This window comes from Paraflavitalea sp. CAU 1676 (assembly GCF_029223285.1).
Taxonomy (GTDB): Bacteria; Bacteroidota; Bacteroidia; order Chitinophagales; family Chitinophagaceae; genus Paraflavitalea.
This window is the reverse complement of record NZ_JARHUJ010000004.1, coordinates 56,897-75,038: the sequence shown is the minus strand read 5'-3', so window position 1 is coordinate 75,038 and position 18,142 is coordinate 56,897. Positions and strand designations below refer to the sequence as shown.

At 49.3% G+C, this 18,142-nt stretch carries 20 protein-coding genes; 8 read left to right on the top strand and 12 right to left on the bottom strand.

Features of this window, described 5'->3' with window-relative positions:
- Window positions 1-88: 88 nt before the first annotated feature.
- From deoC to P2H89_RS13315, 4 genes are read left to right on the top strand one after another with little or no spacing between them, the layout of a single operon-like run.
- Window positions 89-763, top strand: a complete 675-nt coding sequence (gene deoC / locus P2H89_RS13330; protein WP_275827518.1) for a deoxyribose-phosphate aldolase — start codon at window positions 89-91, stop codon at window positions 761-763.
- Window positions 764-812: 49 nt separating this feature from the next.
- Entirely contained in the window at window positions 813-1,235 is a 423-nt protein-coding gene (locus tag P2H89_RS13325; RefSeq protein WP_275827516.1) for an SPOR domain-containing protein, read from the top strand.
- 29 nt (window positions 1,236-1,264) lie between these two features.
- Window positions 1,265-2,455 carry a M20 family metallopeptidase gene (locus P2H89_RS13320; protein ID WP_275827514.1) on the top strand — a complete coding sequence of 397 codons (1,191 nt, stop codon included), beginning with the start codon at window positions 1,265-1,267 and terminating at the stop codon, window positions 2,453-2,455.
- A 30-nt stretch (window positions 2,456-2,485) separates the two neighbouring features.
- Window positions 2,486-4,309 carry a CocE/NonD family hydrolase gene (locus tag P2H89_RS13315; protein ID WP_275827512.1) on the top strand — a complete coding sequence of 608 codons (1,824 nt, stop codon included), beginning with the start codon at window positions 2,486-2,488 and terminating at the stop codon, window positions 4,307-4,309.
- A 121-nt stretch (window positions 4,310-4,430) separates the two neighbouring features.
- Here the strand turns inward: P2H89_RS13315 and P2H89_RS13310 are convergent, their stop codons facing one another.
- The 9 genes from P2H89_RS13310 to P2H89_RS13270 all read right to left on the bottom strand — a co-directional run bounded on the left by P2H89_RS13310 (window position 4,431) and on the right by P2H89_RS13270 (window position 10,347).
- Window positions 4,431-4,883 (bottom strand): hypothetical protein, encoded by a 453-nt coding sequence (locus P2H89_RS13310; RefSeq protein WP_275827510.1) that lies wholly within the window; start codon window positions 4,881-4,883, stop codon window positions 4,431-4,433.
- 37 nt (window positions 4,884-4,920) lie between these two features.
- Window positions 4,921-5,346: a hypothetical protein gene (locus P2H89_RS13305; protein ID WP_275827508.1), complete on the bottom strand. Its 426-nt coding sequence runs from the start codon at window positions 5,344-5,346 to the stop codon at window positions 4,921-4,923.
- Between the two features lie 228 nt (window positions 5,347-5,574).
- Window positions 5,575-5,781, bottom strand: coding sequence for a hypothetical protein (locus tag P2H89_RS13300; RefSeq protein WP_275827506.1), 207 nt, complete (start codon window positions 5,779-5,781; stop codon window positions 5,575-5,577).
- A gap of 29 nt (window positions 5,782-5,810) precedes the next feature.
- Entirely contained in the window at window positions 5,811-6,575 is a 765-nt protein-coding gene (locus tag P2H89_RS13295; RefSeq protein ID WP_275827504.1) for an ABC transporter permease, read from the bottom strand.
- 2 nt (window positions 6,576-6,577) lie between these two features.
- On the bottom strand, window positions 6,578-7,489 hold the full coding sequence (locus P2H89_RS13290) for an ABC transporter ATP-binding protein (RefSeq protein WP_275827502.1): 912 nt from the start codon (window positions 7,487-7,489) through the stop codon (window positions 6,578-6,580).
- A gap of 1 nt (window position 7,490) precedes the next feature.
- On the bottom strand, window positions 7,491-8,237 hold the full coding sequence (locus tag P2H89_RS13285) for a hypothetical protein (RefSeq protein WP_275827500.1): 747 nt from the start codon (window positions 8,235-8,237) through the stop codon (window positions 7,491-7,493).
- An 18-nt stretch (window positions 8,238-8,255) separates the two neighbouring features.
- Window positions 8,256-8,627, bottom strand: coding sequence for a GntR family transcriptional regulator (locus tag P2H89_RS13280; protein ID WP_275827498.1), 372 nt, complete (start codon window positions 8,625-8,627; stop codon window positions 8,256-8,258).
- Between the two features lie 19 nt (window positions 8,628-8,646).
- Window positions 8,647-9,504 carry a hypothetical protein gene (locus P2H89_RS13275; RefSeq protein WP_275827496.1) on the bottom strand — a complete coding sequence of 286 codons (858 nt, stop codon included), beginning with the start codon at window positions 9,502-9,504 and terminating at the stop codon, window positions 8,647-8,649.
- 9 nt (window positions 9,505-9,513) lie between these two features.
- The gene (locus tag P2H89_RS13270; RefSeq protein WP_275827494.1) at window positions 9,514-10,347 is read right to left on the bottom strand and encodes an ABC transporter ATP-binding protein; all 834 of its coding nucleotides are present in this window, start codon (window positions 10,345-10,347) and stop codon (window positions 9,514-9,516) included.
- Between the two features lie 679 nt (window positions 10,348-11,026).
- Here P2H89_RS13270 and P2H89_RS13265 point away from each other — a divergent pair.
- The 3 genes from P2H89_RS13265 to P2H89_RS13255 all read left to right on the top strand — a co-directional run bounded on the left by P2H89_RS13265 (window position 11,027) and on the right by P2H89_RS13255 (window position 15,050).
- Window positions 11,027-13,369 carry an NADP-dependent malic enzyme gene (locus tag P2H89_RS13265; RefSeq protein ID WP_275827492.1) on the top strand — a complete coding sequence of 781 codons (2,343 nt, stop codon included), beginning with the start codon at window positions 11,027-11,029 and terminating at the stop codon, window positions 13,367-13,369.
- A 79-nt stretch (window positions 13,370-13,448) separates the two neighbouring features.
- Window positions 13,449-14,192, top strand: coding sequence for an ABC transporter permease (locus P2H89_RS13260; RefSeq protein ID WP_275827490.1), 744 nt, complete (start codon window positions 13,449-13,451; stop codon window positions 14,190-14,192).
- Window positions 14,193-14,240: 48 nt separating this feature from the next.
- A complete protein-coding gene (locus P2H89_RS13255; RefSeq protein WP_275827488.1) occupies window positions 14,241-15,050 on the top strand; it encodes an ATP-binding cassette domain-containing protein in 810 nt (269 codons plus the stop codon).
- Here P2H89_RS13255 and P2H89_RS13250 read toward each other — a convergent pair.
- Window positions 15,043-15,522 (bottom strand): GNAT family N-acetyltransferase, encoded by a 480-nt coding sequence (locus tag P2H89_RS13250; RefSeq protein ID WP_275827486.1) that lies wholly within the window; start codon window positions 15,520-15,522, stop codon window positions 15,043-15,045. The genes P2H89_RS13255 and P2H89_RS13250 overlap by 8 nt on opposite strands.
- 67 nt (window positions 15,523-15,589) lie before the next feature.
- Window positions 15,590-15,907 carry a helix-turn-helix domain-containing protein gene (locus P2H89_RS13245; RefSeq protein ID WP_275827484.1) on the bottom strand — a complete coding sequence of 106 codons (318 nt, stop codon included), beginning with the start codon at window positions 15,905-15,907 and terminating at the stop codon, window positions 15,590-15,592.
- 204 nt (window positions 15,908-16,111) lie between these two features.
- Here P2H89_RS13245 and sucD point away from each other — a divergent pair, with 204 nt between their 5' ends.
- Window positions 16,112-16,987: a succinate--CoA ligase subunit alpha gene (gene sucD, locus P2H89_RS13240; protein WP_275827482.1), complete on the top strand. Its 876-nt coding sequence runs from the start codon at window positions 16,112-16,114 to the stop codon at window positions 16,985-16,987.
- A gap of 156 nt (window positions 16,988-17,143) precedes the next feature.
- On the opposite strand, the gene P2H89_RS13235 is transcribed toward sucD, so the two are convergent.
- Window positions 17,144-17,995, bottom strand: a complete 852-nt coding sequence (locus tag P2H89_RS13235; RefSeq protein WP_275827481.1) for a DUF4476 domain-containing protein — start codon at window positions 17,993-17,995, stop codon at window positions 17,144-17,146.
- Between the last annotated feature and the right edge of the window lie 147 nt (window positions 17,996-18,142).

Sequence of the window (18,142 nt, the reverse complement as noted above, 5' to 3'; positions counted from 1 at the left end):
AAAATTGCCCGACTGGCAAATAACCTCCATGAGACGTTCATAACCTTGTTTTCCTGCTCATGACGGATTAAAATTGTCTTTATTTTATATGAATATTGCTCAATACATAGATCATACGCTATTAAAGCCTACCACTACCTCGGATGAAATAAAAAAGCTATGTGATGAAGCGAACCAATATGGATTCGCAGCTGTATGCGTTCCTCCACCATTCGTTGGCGAGGCGAAAAAATATTTATCGGCCGGTAACGTTAAAGTGGCTACCGTGATCGGCTTTCCTTTTGGATATGCCGTAACCGCGGCCAAACTGGCAGAAGCCAGGCAGGCCATACAGGACGGTGCTCAGGAACTCGATATGGTGATCAACCTGGTGGCATTGCGGGCGGGTAACACAGCGCTGCTGGCATCGGATATTGCTGCGATCGTAGAGGCGGCCCATCAGGAAGGAAGATTGGTTAAAGTGATCTTCGAAAGTGGCATCCTTTCCGACGCGGAGATCATCGAATGTTGCCGTATTTGCGCGGAAGCCGGTGCTGATTTTGTTAAAACGTCTACCGGGTATGCAGAAAAAGGCGCCAGCGTGGCCGCTGTGCAACTGATGCGCAAACATTTGCCGTCTTCCATACAGATCAAGGCCTCGGGCGGTATACGCGACTACGCTTTTGCCAAAGAACTGGTGGAGGCAGGCGCCAACCGGTTGGGATGCAGTGCCAGCGTGGCCATCGTAACCGGAGCAACCCAAAACGCCAGCGGTGGTTATTGAAAAAGCACCTTTGCACGATTATTGATCTAGTTATATCAGAACAAACACCATGAAACGAATTATCTTCTTACTCTGCCTGTTCACCAGTGCCCATGTCATGGCACAAACCGATACCAGCTCTATCGTCGTGCACAAAGACCCGCGCATCGATCTGCTGGTAAAGAAGCAGATCGAGATCAACGAGGTCACCACCCGCAACGCGCGTCGCTTCGTGCCCGGCTTCCGTATCCTGGTGGTGAATACCAACGACCGCAACAAAGCCATGAACGCCAAATCCAGGTTATACCAGGAAATGCCCGAGCTGCAGGTATACCTCATGTACCAGGCGCCCTTTTATAAACTGAAAGCAGGCAACTTTAAAGACCGCAAAGAAGCCGATGATTACCTGCCCACCATTCAGCGTTTGTTCCCTACAGGTGTTTATGTAGTACGGGATACGATAGAAGTGAATCCCGACCCTTCTGCCAACTAAGTTTCGGCCAGATGCTTTACTTTTGGGGCATGAGTAGCCTGAAAGAAAAGATCCAACACCTGGCGAATACCTATGCTCCCGGATTTATAGATATCCGGCATCATTTGCATGCCCACCCCGAGTTGAGCTACCAGGAAGTAGAGACCTCAAAATATATACAAGAACGACTCACTGAATACGGCATCCCCTTCCAGGTGATGGCCACCACCGGCGTAGTAGGATTGATCAAAGGAAAGAACCCCGATAAAAGGGTCGTAGCCCTGCGCGCTGACATTGATGCATTACCGATCCTCGAAGAAAATAATGTTCCTTATAAGTCGACCCGCGATGGCATTATGCATGCCTGCGGCCACGACGTTCATACTACCTGCCTGCTGGGTGCAGCCAAAATATTGCAGGAACTGAAAGAAGAATGGGAAGGCACGGTAAAACTGATCTTTCAACCCGGTGAAGAACGCAATCCCGGCGGCGCCAGTATCCTCATCAAGGAAGGTGTGCTTACCCATCCGGCGCCTGAAGCGATCTTCGGCCTGCATGTACACCCTCAATTGGCGGTAGGACAACTAAGCTTTCGCGGCGGGCAGGTAATGGCCAGCGCCGACGAGATCTATATCACCATCAAAGGCAAAGGCGGCCATGCCGCTGCGCCCCATTTAACAGTAGATACCATTTTGATCGCCTCGCACCTCATCGTGAGCCTGCAGCAGATCATCAGCCGCAACAGGAATCCCTTGTCGCCTTCCGTATTGTCCATTTGCTCCATCCAGGGCGGACATACCACCAATGTAATACCCAGCGAAGTAAAGCTCATGGGCACCTTCCGGGCACTGGATGAAACCTGGCGCTTTAAAGCGCACGAACTCATCCGCAACAATGCCGTACAACTGGTGCACGCCATGGGCGGAGAGATCGACCTCCACATCGATGTGGGCTACCCTACTGTTTATAATCACGAAGGATTAACTGTCACGGCCCGTAAACTGGCCGAAGATTTTATGGGCGCCGAACACATCGAGACTACCGAGATGCGGATGGGAGCCGAAGACTTTGGCTATTATACACAGTTGATACCCGGCTGCTTCTATCGCCTGGGTGTGATGAACGAAGCCAAAGGGATCACTTCGGGTGTACACACGCCTACCTTCAACATCGACGAAAGCGCGATCGAGAAAGGAATTGGCATGATGGCCTGGCTGGGCGCCAACGCACGCATGGAATAACACCCATTGTTAGCATACAAACCTACTCTTATGGTACGATTTATTGCAATCACAGCTTGCTGGCTGCTGATCACTACTGGCGTGTGCGCACAAACCACGACCGACAGTCAGTATGAACGGCAGGAACTGATGATCCCCATGCGTGATGGTGTAAAGCTCAATACCGTGATCTATACACCCAAAACCGCTGCCGAAAAGCTTCCCTTCCTGCTCCGGCGCACACCATATGGTGTTAGTGATGATGCCGCTCCCGACAAAAGCACGTATGTTAAAGACATGGCAACCGACGGTTATATCTTCGTATACCAGGATATCCGCGGCCGGTACAAAAGCGAAGGCAAATTTGAAATGCAGCGCTTCAGCCGGGATAAAAAAGATCCCAAAGCCATCGATGAAAGTACCGACACCTACGACACCTTCGAATGGCTCCTGAAAAATATCCCCAACAACAACGGCAAGGGCGGCATGTTTGGCATATCCTACGATGGGTGGACGACCATGCAGGGCGCCATCGATCCCCATCCCGCGCTCATCGCCGTATCGGAACAGGCAACTCCATCCGACATGTGGCTGGGTGACGACTTCCACCACAACGGCGCCTTCCGCCTGAGCTATGGGTTTGAATATGCGTTTATGGAAGAAGCTGCCAAAACAGATAGCCTTTTCCCCTTCGGCATGCACGACCTGTACGACTGGTACCTGCAACTGGGCTCATTGGCCAATGTAAATAAGAAGTATTTCCACCATCATATTCCCACCTGGAATGACTTTGCCAGCCATCCGCACTACGATGCCTTCTGGCAAAAGCAGTCATTGGCCTACCGGCTCGATTCGCCGCGCGTGTACACCATGCATGTGGCCGGCTGGTGGGACCAGGAAGATTTTTACGGCCCCCTCAAAGCTTATTCCGTATTGGAAAAGAACGATCGCAGCCACAAGAATTTTATCGTGGCCGGTCCCTGGAACCATGGCGGCTGGGCGGGCGGCCCCGGCAATAAACTGGGCAATATCAGTTTCGATACCTCAACAGGCCCTACTTTCAGAAAAGACATTCAGGCGCGTTGGTTTGCCTGGCACCTCAAACAAAAAGGCGATGGCAACTTTGCCGAAGCCATCACTTTCCAAACCGGCAGCAATGTGTGGAAACAATACAATAGCTGGCCTCCGGCAGAAGCGGCGCAACAAAACCTTTACCTGCAACCCGATGGCAAACTCTCTTTCAACAAGCCTGTGGCAGCCACTGGTAGTGATACCTATATTTCCGATCCGGCCAAACCCGTTCCCTATCGTACGCGCCCCATCGAACAAACCTATGGCCCCGGCTCGCGCTGGTTTACCTGGCTTACCGAAGACCAGCGTTTCGTCCACAACCGCCCGGATGTATTGAGCTGGCAAACCGATGTGCTGGAAGAAGAAATTACCGTAACGGGGCAATTGTGGGCCAAGCTCTTTGCTGCCACCACCGGCAGTGATGCCGACTGGGTCGTTAAACTAATCGATGTATACCCGGCGGAAAATCCGAAAGACCGCAAGATGGGTGGCTACCAGTTCATGGTCGCCAATGATGTGTTCCGTGGCCGTTACCGCAAGAGCTTTGAGCATCCCGAGCCCATTACACCCAATAAAGTAGAAAATTATTCGGTCGATCTGCACAGCATCAACCATGTATTTAAGAAAGGGCATCGCATCATGGTGCAAATACAAAGCACCTGGTTCCCGATCATCGACCGCAATCCCCAAAAATATGTGCCTAATATATTCGAGGCGAAGGAAAGTGATTTCCAAAAGGCCACCCATAGCATTTACCGTACTGCACAATACCCGTCGCATTTACAATTGTCGGTGATGAAATAACTGCTCATTGCCCTGGCTAACAGGCTGGCTAAACCACCGCAACATAAAAACTAAGAGGGGCAGGTTAATACCTGCCCCGTGTTAACAAAGGTTAACTGCGTATAGAAATAATAAAGTTGAATCAACAGATCTCGAACAACACCCTGCCCGCTGGCCCATCCTGGTCTTCATAAAACCGTACTGCATCCTCGTCACATTGCAGGGTGAACAGCAAGCGCCCGCTCAACGCGGCCTGTTCGTTGCTTTTCAGGGAGGCTGCATCCCAACCTTCTTTCAGTGGCTCCGCTTCATATACGATACTGCCTATGGTATAATCAGCATTCATCGTACAATCTACCTGCTTAACAGCATTGGCAAAACGTACGACTGTGCCATCCGGTAAAGCATAGTGAAGGTAGATAGCTTCCCTGTCTACGGTAATATCCGTTAGCACAGACGCCGTATTCTCCAACCTTCCATCGGCGCCCACCCGGAATTGCTTTTCACTGTGAAGGTGTAAAGCCCGGCTGGCAGCATCGGTATCGCTGGCAGCAAACAACAGGCTGCCGATATAGTCAACGATCTCTTTTTTCATGTGCGTATAGTTTGGGTAACCGCTAAAGGCGGGTGATTCATTTTTCTTCGTACTTGCTTACGTACAACTTGATCTTTTTGCCCTCCATGCGGGCCATTTCTACCAGGATCGTGAGCTGACCGTCTTTGCCTTCAATGGTAAGGCTACCCTCGCTCGTTTCGCCGGTTTCTGGCTTTTGAAAAGTTACTTTGTAAATTGCTTTACCCTCTTTGTAAAGCTGCTTCCACTGGCAATCAACCTCTTTGATCGTGGCTGTTGCCTCTACTTTTTCGTTAACCTCTACGGAAACACCTTCTTTGGTAAAGGCCAGATGGATAGCGTCGGTCTTGCTACCGACTACCTCTCCATCGGGACTGATACGATCCTGCTTGTCGGAATGATATACTACCGGCTTATCGCATTGGGCAAAACCCGCTGTTGCGGCGAGCGTAAGAACTAATACTAAAGAAAGAAACTTTTTCATGGCTATACTTTTAGGTTTGGTTTTATGATAATTCGCTGTCCGCACGACCACTCAACTTACAGCACCTGCCCGTATTTCAGGCGATTTCTTTCGTGGCCATCGCCTCACTGCCTCCGGCATCGGCGTTTAGACGTACAAATCTGGCTGCAGGTTACAACATTCCCTATTTTCAGTAGCCGCTAATCCACCAATTTTGGTCTAAACCTGACGTACAGGCTATTTACCCTGTCAAAATACGACCACCTCCAGCCGGTTCAGCATACCACCTGCTTCGAAGGCCGCCACAGCATCAGCGCCCGCCTTCTTTCGCGCATCGGCAGCAGGCGCCTTGATTTCCTCCTGCGCAGCGGCTTGCTGCAGACTTTCCTCACCGGGCGCTGTGGCTATCATGATGATAGTGGCTACCAGCACGGCCAGCGGCACTATGAACCTCATAAAATTTGTTTTAGGCTTTGACATATCGATCAACCTCTTTCTTTTCTTTTTACAGTATCCAGGAAGCCCAGCACCACGATCACCACAAACCATATGTATGAATAATTCAAGTGGGTCAGATCGCCCTTGTTCAGTTCACGGAAATAGGTAAGTGCTGTATAGGCGTAGGGGTAATAAACGATCTTCTCCCAAGTCATGATGATCAGGGCAGTTACCAGCAGAGCCAGTCCGATGCCCAACGGGGCGATGTAATTCTTCAGCCGCAGGCTGATCCAGTATTGAATGGCCGTCATGCCGAGTACCGAAGCGTACATCTTAGCCGTCACCGTCAGCATCTCCTTTACAGGCAAGGGAGTAGCGAAGAACTTATACCCGCCATTTACCGTGTTGGCTATCACCCCCGTGAGCACCATGGATATATTAAAAGCCAGCAGTGAAGCGATCACCAGCAAGTGCACCACTACAAACTTGGAGAAGTAGATATCCGCATAACTGCGGGGAGAAGCATATACCTGTTTCCAGGCATTGTTGCGAAATTCTACCTGAACCACCAGGCTGGTAACCAGTATTACGTACATGGGCAAAAAGAAGGCAGCGGCCGGTTGCCAGTTCATGTTCATCAGGTTGCGCCAGGTATCATCGCCGAGGCGTTTGATGAAATGATCCTGCTTTGCCACCATCATAATGCCCGACACCAGCGGAATAAACACACCAGCTATCAGCGTAAGCCAGTAGGCGGCCGTTTTACGGCATTTCAGGATCTCTGCTTTTGTATTGATAACGAAGGATGCCATGATTATTCGGATGTAATTTGAATGAATAGATTTTCGAGGTCGTTCTGGGTGAGGGAGAGCTGATAGACTTCTACCCCTTCCTGCACCAGGGTGCGGTTCATAAGCGCCACCTTTTCCCGGTTCTCATAATGCACCAGCAGGCGGGTGCCGTTTACTTCCTTCACCGGGAAATGGCCGTTCAATACCAGTTTCGCTTTCGATACATTGCTCACCTCGATCTCGATAGCCGATTGTTTCGATTTCAATTGCTGCAACTGCGTCAGCGTGCCCTGGAATACCTGTTTACCTTTGGTAATGATACCCACATGGGTAGCCATTTTCTCTACCTCCGACAGCATGTGGCTCGATACAAGGATCGTTTTACCGTGATCGCGGTTGAGGCTTTTGATCAGCTCACGTGTTTCGATGATACCGCTGGGATCGAGGCCGTTCGTAGGCTCGTCGAGTATCAGCAGTTCGGGATCGTGGAGCAAAGCGATAGCGATCGAGAGCCGCTGTTTCATGCCCAATGAATATGCTTTGGCCTTTTTATTGGCGGCATCTTTCAGCTTCACGATATCCAGCACTTCGTCGATGCGGCTTTTGGGGCATTGGTAGCTGAGGCGGAACACTTCCAGGTTCTCGCGGCCAGTGAGATGCAGGTAGAGCGAAGGTTGCTCTATCAAGGATCCCAGGCGGCGTAAGATTTCCAGACGATGCGCCATCAGCTCTTTACCAAAGATGGTGATGCTTCCCTGCTGCTTTTTCAATAATCCTAAGATCAGGCGGAGCGTGGTCGTTTTACCGGCGCCATTGGGGCCGAGAAATCCGTAAATACTCCCCGCGGGGACCTGCAAACTCAATTGTTGCAGGATGGGTTGTCCAGACCGGAACAAAAAGTCCAGTCGCTGGGTTTCGATAATATGGTTGCTCATGTTATTCTTTTGAAGTAATGATCGCTTTGCGAAGATTTTGACCTGTTAGTTTTAGGGTAGATATATCATCCGATTGAAACCTGGGATTGGTGCCGAAATGCACCGGTGCATCCTCTTCCTCAAAACGGGATGAATCCAACCCTACCTGCAGTTCGTTAATGGCTATCCTTTGGCCCAGCTTGATCTCGGACCCGTTGCTGGCATCTACCCTCAGTTTATTGTAGGGGGTAAATATGCCGTTTTCCTTCCTGTCGTCGGCTTGAACTGAGAGGACCGACCGGGTGATGTGAAAATGGTAAGAAGGCTTTACGCTGCTGTCGCCAATATTCTTGACCTGGATCGTACTGAAGTCGGAATAGATGCTGTCAACACCGGGCAGGAAGAGCTCGACATGGCCACTCATTGAAAAATTTAATCGTTGCCCATTGGAGCCCGTGGTATCGGGTATTAAGGTAAGTACACCGTTTGAGTAGTTCCAGGTAATTCTGCTGCTCGCCTCTTTGGCAATCTCTATCCTGGCCGAATCGGCCGGAACGATCATTACGTCGCTGAGCCCCTGGATCGAAACGGCGCGGATGGGTCCATTGATCGCGTGTACATCGGCCCAATGATCTATTGCCTTCTGATCTGTTGCTCTCTGTTGAATAGAACCATTGGCATACTTAATTCTTACCGAGGCAAACAGCCCTGTAAACAGCAGGATCGCTGAAAGAAAAAGTGCCAGTAAAATTTTATTACTCGTTCTCATGTTACTGAGTTATCAGGTTTAAGCGAAATGTTGTTGTTTGTATTTTTCGAACCAGGGCTTCAGCTCCTCTGGCGACATCCCCAGCAGGTACATGTTCCGGAATACCTGCGGCAGGTCCTTTTCAGTAAACTCAGCCTTCCGGTATAGAACGGCCTGTTGCGGGGCGCTGGCCGACACGAAATAACCGATACCGCGCTGATTATAGATGATATCCTGCTGCTGGAGAAATTCGAAGGTACGCATCACCGTATTGGGGTTTACCTCCAATTGTACGGCCAGCTCGCGCACCGATGGAATCCTTTCCTCCGGCTTCCACTCCTTCAGCAGGATCTTCTCGCACACATAGTCTGCGATCTGTAAGTATATAGCTTGCGATTCTCTGAATTGCATAATGATTTGTTTACGTGGGTTAAACCTCTTTTTCCTTTAACCTGAAATAAGTAGCGATCCAGAACACCGGAGCGATCACATATTTGAAGAACCCGAAGAGTACATTGTCGGTCCAGGTGGGGAGCTGTATATAGTTGGAAGCCCAGTCCTTTCCAGGTATGTACAGATTGAACTCCGTGAGTTGATTACTGAAACCACCCTTCGGAAGTATCGGGTACAACACTTTCGCCACTAAAAAGATGAAGAACAGGATCAGCAGCAGGATCGTTATCGTTACTTTTATGAAGCTGTAAGCAGGGAAATATATAGAGCCCAGCGCATAAGCACCCTGTACTGCAAAAAAGAGCAGCAATACGATGGTGAGAGTGGCAAACGGGTTGCCGCTATTGTGCTTATCGGCCTTATAAAAAACATTCGCAATTTCGTGCGGAGTGAACACACTTCCCACTATGTGCCGTTCGCGCCAGCGCTCCGCTTCTACTGCATTGCCCACTTTCACCATAATAAAATCAACGGCGTAAAAGATGCATGTATAGCATACAAAAAAGATAATCACACAATACAGGAACATGACAAGTGTCTTTTCCAGCTGCGAAGCAGGTACTGCCAGAAAATTGATGCCTTTCGGTTTATTGGCCAGGTCGGCAAACAACGTACTGGCATAGAAAGAACCGGTAAGGAACAAGCCTACATAGTAGGTAATGGCCTGAGCATCCTGCGCCATGGCGCCATGCCCATCTACCAGGATCAGAAAGCCATACCACAACAGCAATAAGCTGGCAATTGCCCCCAGAGAAAGCAAATATTTATTACGGTTGTCGCCCCAATGCTTACGCACCAGCAAACTGTACCGTTGAAAATCAAAAACCTGATTCATGATAGTTGTTTAAGAGTGAAAAGCTGATTGAATGGATTGACGGTTCGTAACAATGGCTTTGTACAGCAGTTCCAGGTCGATCTTGCTTTCTTCGCCATCGGTATTGTTGGCGATGATCGCACTGCCACGCAGGGAGCTTTCACTGTATAGGGCGCGCTTTACTTCTTCATGATCGAAGGAGATGCGGAAGGATAGCTTGCTGGAGATCGCTTCGATGGTTTGATCGAAGAGGATAGCACCTTCATCGATGATCGTGATGCGGTCGATGAGGTTTTCGAGGTCCTTCACCTGGTGGGTACTGATGATAACGCATTTGTTTTCGTCGATAGCACCTGCCATTACTTTACGAAACTGGCTTTTGCTCATGATGTCCAATCCATTGGTAGGCTCATCCATCAGCAACACCGATGTATTGCAGGCCAGGCCAAAGCTGATCATCACTTTCTTCTTTTGTCCATAGCTCATACTCTCCAGCTTATTGTCTACCGGTATCTCGAATTCGCTGATATACCGGTCGAACTGCTGCTGGTTGAAACGGGGATAGAAGGGCGACAGACTGGTCACCAGTTGCTGCAATGGAATATTGGGCAGGTAAAACTCTTCCGGCACCATGAACACCTCCTGCAGAAAGGCGGGCTGGCGTTTGCCGGGTTCAAATCCCATCACATCGATCGTTCCCTGATCGGGGAAAAGGAGGCCGGCGATATTACGTAACAGGGTCGATTTGCCTGTTCCGTTCTTCCCCAGCAGGCCGTAAATATGACCAGGCTGAAGATGGAGGCTTAGGCCTGTGAAGACTTTTTTCTTACGGTAGCCAAAGTGCAATTGTTGAATATTGACCATGCTCGGTGTTTTAGTGTACTACTTAAATAGTACACAAACATACTAATACTCCTCAACATTCCAAATCTTTCTACCAAAATGAGGATGAACGGTAAGCGGCAGTAACCCGGCCTGACGACCTGGTGTAGGGGAAAATTGAAAAGATTAGGCGAGAGGGAGCATTGCACAATACACATCAAACATATGATATACAATCATTTAATATTTACCCTGAGTCCCAACTAACAAATTTTCCTGGTAACATTAGCGTGATTGGCAAAACCCCTCGTCCCTGATCCGGTACAGCTTTATTTACCGCAAAGGGTGGCCTTATCTTAAGGTCATCCCAGGGCAATAGTAGGGCGTTACCAGGGTTTAGACCCTAGGATAACCCTGCAAAGACCCTAAGAAAACCCTAGGATGACCCTAGGATGACCCTAGGATGGCAGCATATTGATGCCTCGTATGACGCAGTCCTTTAGCAAGGACCCAATCAATCGGTAAGTTATTTTGTGATTCCCGGGGTCGAAGAAAAAACTTACTGGCATCATACCGATATTAGCCTACTCTTTACCTAACTGGCAGATTAGCACCCGGATAGCATAATTCCCGTAAATTGCACGCCTGTTTTCATGGCGGGAAGGCCATCATTAATCAATATCCAGAAACCCATCCTTCCCAGCCCGACTAAAAAAATTGTATGAAAAAAGAATTCATCAAAGAACAGGCGCTGGAATACCATGCCAAAGGAAGACCCGGTAAGATCGAAGTAGTCCCCACCAAAGAAACCAAAACCCAAAGAGACCTCTCCCTCGCTTACTCGCCCGGTGTGGCAGAGCCCTGCCGCGAAATCGAAGCCAATCCCGAAACTGTTTATAAATACACCGCTAAAGGCAACCTCGTAGGGGTGATCAGTAATGGCACGGCCGTACTGGGCCTCGGCGATATTGGCCCCGAAGCTGGCAAACCTGTCATGGAAGGGAAGGGTGTATTGTTCAAAATATTTGCCGACATCGACGTGTTCGATATCGAGATCAACGAGAAAGATCCCGAGAAGTTTGTACAGATCGTAAAGGCGCTGGAACCCACCTTCGGTGGCATCAACCTCGAAGACATCAAGGCGCCAGAATGCTTTTACATCGAGCAGAAGCTGAAAGAGCAAATGAAGATACCGGTGATGCACGACGACCAGCATGGTACTGCCATCATCAGTGCTGCTGCCCTGCTCAACGCTGTTGAACTGCAAAAGAAAAAGATCGAGAAAGCAAAGTTTGTCGTGAATGGCGCCGGTGCTTCGGCCATGGCCTGTACCAAACTGTACATCGCATTGGGGGCCAGGAAAGAGAACATCCGCATGTTCGATTCCAAAGGCCTCATCCACGAAAGCCGTACCGACCTCGATGATATGAAAAAGGAGTTCTTATCGACCGGTAAGAACCTTACCCTCACCGAAGCGTTGGTGGATGCCGATGTATTCATCGGTCTCAGCAAGGGCAATGTACTGACGCCGGAGATGGTGAAACCGATGGCGAAAAACCCCATCGTATTTGCCATGGCCAACCCCGATCCGGAGATCACGTACGAAGCAGCCACCACTGCCCGTAAGGATATCATCATGGCTACCGGCCGCAGCGACTATCCCAACCAGGTGAACAACGTACTGGGCTTCCCCTTCATTTTCCGTGGCGCCCTCGACGTACGCGCTACGCAGATCAATGAAGCGATGAAGCTGGCTGCGGTTAAGGCCCTTGCCGAACTGGCACGCACACCAGTACCCGATATCGTGAACCTGGCTTATAATCAGAATAACCTGGCCTTTGGTCCGGAATATATTATCCCCAAACCCGTCGATCCCCGCCTGCTCTCTACAGTAGCGCCTGCGGTGGCCAAAGCAGCCATCGAAAGCGGCGTGGCGCAGATCAATATCGACAATTGGGAAGCCTACGCGATCGAACTGGAACGCCGTCTGGGGCAAGACAACCAGGTGATGCGTATTCTGGGCAACAGGGCCCGCCGCGATCCGAAGCGTGTGGTATTTGCCGAAGCCGATAACCAGAAGATCCTGAAAGCGGCACAGATCGCCTACGAAGAAGGTATTGCCTTCCCCATCCTGCTGGGCGACGAAAAGAAGATCCGCCAGATCGCTGAAGAGAACAAGATCGATATCGAGGATATGCCTATCATCGATCCCCGCAGCGATGAATATGAGGAGCGCCGTAAGATCTATGGCGATCTCTTCTTCGAGAAGAGAAAACGCCGTGGCATCAATCGCTACGAAGCCACCAAGATCATGAAAGACCGTAACTATTTCGGCTCCATGATGGTGGAAGCCGGCGACGCACACGGTATGATCTCGGGCCTTACCCGTAACTATCCCGAAACGATCCGCCCGGCGCTGCAGGTGATCGGTACCGAACCCGGTGTTAAGAAGATTGCCGGTATGTACCTGCTGCTCACCAAGCGTGGCCCCATCTTTATGGCGGATACCACTGTCAACTTCAACCCCACTGCCGAAGAACTCGCCGATATTACGCTAATGGCTGCCCAGGAAGTAAGGAACTTCAACCTTACGCCCCGCATCGCCATGCTGAGTTATTCCAATTTCGGCAGCAGCGCATCACCCGAAGCCAAGCTCGTGTCCAAAGCCCGGGAGATCGTAAAGCAAAAAGATCCTACCCTCATCGTTGATGGTGAGATGCAAGCGAATATTGCCTTCAACCAACAGATCCTGAAAGAGAGCTATCCGTTCAGCGAGCTGGTAGACCAGGAAGTGAATACCCTGATCTTCCCCAACCTCGCTGCCGGCAACGTGGCATACAATTTATTGAAGGAAGTGGGTGGCGCCGACGCTATCGGACCCATTTTACTGGGCCTCAAGAAGCCGGTGCACATTCTGCAGCTGGGTAGTTCGGTGAGGAGCATTTACAATATGGCATTGATCACCGTGATCGACGCCCAGTTGAAATGCAAGGGTGGTGTAGCCGATGCTCCCAATAAGGCGCATTGGTGGAAAAGAAGCAAAAAAGAAGCGAAGAATGCGTAGTACAGGTCGTTTCCTGCACATTTAACGCGTTCAACTGGCCAATACTCAGTTAGTTGACTTATTATTGTGGTACGATTCTATGACACTATTTACCGAATTTGGCCGCTACCTGTTGATGATAAAGGGCATGTTCTCCAAGCCGGAGAACGGCAAAATGTATTGGAAGGAGTTCATGCACCAGTGCGGTGAAATCGGTATCGGTTCACTGGGTATCGTAGTGTTGATCTCTTTCTTTATCGGAGCGGTATCGACCCTGCAAACGGCTTACCAGCTGGTGAGCCCCCTTATTCCCAAGAGTACCATTGCCCAGATCGTGCGCGACACGATCATCCTGGAATTTGCCCCCACCCTCGTATGTATCGTACTGGCGGGTGTAATAGGCAGTAAGATTTCCAGTGAGCTGGGTAATATGCGCGTGAGCGAGCAGATCGACGCCCTCGAGATCATGGGCATCAATACCAAGGCCTACCTGGTGGCGCCTAAAATAGCGGCAGCATTGTTGACCATCCCTATGCTGATAGTAATTTCCGGCGCACTGGGTATCTGGGGTGGCCGCCTGGCGGGTACGCTCTCCGGCATCCTTTCACCGCAAGAATTCGATACAGGTTTGTTGAGTGCATTTGTGCCTTATAATGTATTCTTCGCCCTGATCAAAGCTTATACATTTGCCTTTATCATTTCCAGTATTTCGGCGTTTTATGGTTATCATGTAAACGGCGGCGCGCTGGAGATCGGGCGAGCGAGCACTAAATCGGTGGTGGTAAGTTGCATCGCGATCCTTTTTGCAGACTATGTCTTGTCGGCATTGTTGTTAAGTAATTAAGATAAAACAGTAGAACTGCCGGGCAACCGGCAGTTTCTTCTTTATCATATGATCGAAGTAAAAGACCTTAAGAAGAATTTTGGCGATAAGGCCGTACTGAAAGGCGTTAATGTCGTCATGGAAGCCGGCAAGTGCAACCTGATCATTGGCGCCAGCGGCAGCGGTAAAACGGTATTCATGAAATGCCTGGTAGGTCTGTTTCAACCCGATGAGGGGGAGATCCTGTACAACGGCGTCAACTATACCAATATGGATGATGAACAGCGTAAAGGTATCCGCAAGGAGATCGGCATGCTGTTCCAGGGCTCCGCTTTATTCGACAGCCAAACGGTAGAACAGAACATCCTGTTTCCGCTCAACATGTTCACCAACGACACCATGCCGCAAAAAATGAAAAGGGTGAACGAGGTATTGGACCGTGTGCAACTGAAAGACGTGAATAAAAAATTCCCGGCCGAATTGAGTGGTGGTATGAAAAAGCGCGTAGGCATTGCCCGCGCCATCGTACTGAACCCCAAATATCTTTTCTGCGATGAGCCCAACTCGGGCCTCGATCCGCAAACCTCGCTCGTTATCGATAAACTGATCAAAGAGATCACGGTAGAATACAACATCACCACCATCGTCAATACCCACGACATGAACAGTGTGATGGAGATCGGTGACCACATCATTTACATGCACCAGGGCCTCAAGGAATGGGAAGGCAACAACAAGGAGATCATCTTCAGCAAGAACGAACTGCTGAACGAGTTCATCTTTGCTTCAGAGTTCCTGAAAGACGCCAAAGACATGCGGATGCTGGAACAAACCGGTAAGATCGACAACGATCGGAATATGGATGAGCTGATCAAGTAAATACTATTTCCATCTTGATATTGGCCCGCTCGTATTCGGTAGGTGGTAGCGGTACTTCCACAAATCCCAGCTTCGTATACAGGTGAATGGCAGGCTTAAGTACGGTGTTCGATAACAACATTACTTTCTTTGCACCCGCCTCGTGTGCCTTTTCGATACAGGCTTTGCCCAACGCATAACCAATGCCTTTTCCCTGTACCTGATCGGACACAGCCATCTTCGCTAGTTCAAACTCATCATCACTTATTTTGATCAGCGCGCAGGCGCCAACGGGTTCTCCCTGCCAGAGCGCCATGAAGATGTGACCGCCTTTATTAAGAATATATCCTTCGGGATCATTAAGGACGCGCCTGTCCGCTTCTTCAAGCCGGAAATAACGGGTGATCCAGGCTTCATTCAACTGCCTGAAAGCCTCGCGGTGTGCGGCTATGTAAGGAACAATTTGCAAAGGCTGTGCTGCTACGGTTTCCATATCTTCTCTTTTTTGCAAAGTTACCAGTGCTGGCAAAGCCAGTCAATAACGAACAAATGGTGATGGTTTAACGGGCCTGCAATTCATGTTGCTCGCCCCAGAACCACATTTGCTTGAGGATAGGACATACGGTAGAACCGTAGCCGGTAATGCTGTATTGCACTTTGAGTGGAGGCTTGTGGCCGGTAATGGTTTTGGAAATGATACCCTGTTGTTCCAGCTCTTTGAGTTGCTTGATGAGGATGCGTTCGCTCATCTGGGGAAATTTGCGTTTGATCTCACTGTACCGTCTTTGTTTGGCAGAGAGATAGATGAGGATCTTTGCTTTGTATTTGCCTTTGATGACCTGCAGAAAGGTATCGATCGGGCTATAAATTACGGGCATGGCAGCAGTATTAAATTTCTATAAAGGATTATATTTTTTATTTTTCTCATATCGCGCTTATTCTGTTACCACTCAAGGGCTTAAAGCAGGTTTAGTGGGGGTTTCACACTAGGGTAATTGAGCTTAACAGAGATCATATTTTACCATGGCAGATATGCACTTTATGCCTTACTTTTGCCCCTCTTGAATATATAAATCACAGCTATGAGCATATTAGTCAACAAACAATCAAAGATACTGGTGCAAGGCTTTACCGGTACGGAAGGCACTTTCCATGCTACTCAGATGATCGAATATGGTACGAATGTGGTTGGTGGTGTTACGCCCAACAAAGGCGGCACAACCCACCTGGACCGTCCTGTTTTCAATACGGTAGCAGATGCTGTTAAAGAGACCGGCGCCAATGTATCGATCATATTTGTACCCCCGGCTTTTGCTGCCGACGCTATTATGGAAGCCGCTGAAGCGGGTATCGCCCTCGTGGTTTGTATTACAGAAGGTATTCCTGTACAGGACATGGTGAAAGCCAAATTGTTCCTGCAAAGTACTAAAACAAGGCTCATCGGCCCCAACTGCCCCGGTGTGATCACTGCTGGTGAATGCAAGGTGGGTATCATGCCTGGCTTTGTATTCAAGAAAGGAAAGATCGGTATCGTATCCAAATCGGGTACCCTCACATACGAAGCATCTGACCAGGTTGCCAAGGCTGGTTTGGGAGTATCTACTGCCGTAGGTATTGGTGGCGACCCCATCATCGGTACTACTACTAAAGAAGCCCTCGAATTGTTCATGAACGACCCCGAGACAGAAGCAATCGTAATGATCGGTGAGATCGGTGGTGGCATGGAAGCTGAAGCTGCCCGCTGGTACAAAGAGCAAAAGGTGAAGAAACCTGTAGTAGGTTTCATTGCCGGTCAAACCGCTCCTCCCGGCCGTCGTATGGGCCACGCCGGTGCGATCATCGGTGGCGCTGAAGATACCGCTGAAGCAAAGATGGCGATCATGAAAGATTGTGGTATCACCGTAGTATCCAGCCCTGCTGATATTGGTGCAACCATGGCTTCTATCATCAAGAAATAACAAATTGATCCTCATAAAAAGATGGGTGGCTGGTAACAGTCACCCATCTTTTTTTATGCCCTGCAATACCCTTAATTTTACCTACCCCTCCAAATCAAAAGCCCCGGGGCTGAAACCGGGGCCTTCGATAATCCATCACTTAAATCGTAGAAAAAGTTATTTGAATTGCCTGATATAGTTGGCCAGGTCTTCCTTACTGTTACTGAACTGGAACACTTCGTACAGTATGAAATAGTCCTGTTTATTCAGGGTATTCTTGTAGGCATATTTAGCAATATCGAGTTTGTAGTTGTCGAAAGAATACATCTGTGCCAATTGTTTCACCTGCTCGGCAGTAAAGTAGTTTTGATCGATCACCTGCTTGGCGATGGTAACCCTTGAATTATCAAAACGTTCTTTGGAAAGGGTTTCTTTCAAGGCGGCGAACGATTGGTCGTTCATAGGGCGTATATATCCGTTGCCGGGATAATTGCCATTGCCAGGTGTGCCATTACCGGGATAGTTGCCGTTGCCGGGGGTACCATTACCAGGGTAGTTGCCGTTGCCTGGATTAGGATCACGGTCGGGGCGTGAAGGCTGACCGGGACGGTAATCATCATCACGGTTATTGTTCCAGTCACCGCCATCGGTATCGATGTATTTCGGGTCGCGCATGGACAACTCATCGTACCATACCTTGCCAAAACGGTTCACTACGATATCGACATGGTATTGGGGACGCACATTGACATTCTTTTGAAAGATGAGGGTTTGCTTACGCATACCCATGCGCACCGCGCTACGGCCAATCTCGAGCACGTACACCTTAAGGGTGTGAAAACCGGCAGGCAGATCGGGCATCAGGAAAAACTTGTCATTCACGTCATTGCGCTCTTCAAACTTCTTACCATCCAATTCAACCACTATTCGCTGGCTGCTAAGGTTGGTAACACTCATTTTTCCATCATTGGGATGGGCTGATACTGTATAAGCGATCACCAGTAAGGCAAGGGTAAAAATCTTTTTCATATAAACCTCCTGTTGGTTGTTTGAGTTTAGAAGTCGCAGTGCGTTATTCGTTTAGTAGGAATATGTTAAAGGAATGCTATTTAGGGGCATAGGGTTGTTGGGTGTATGTAATTGGATTAAAAACTGCATCATAACAGGGTAGCACGC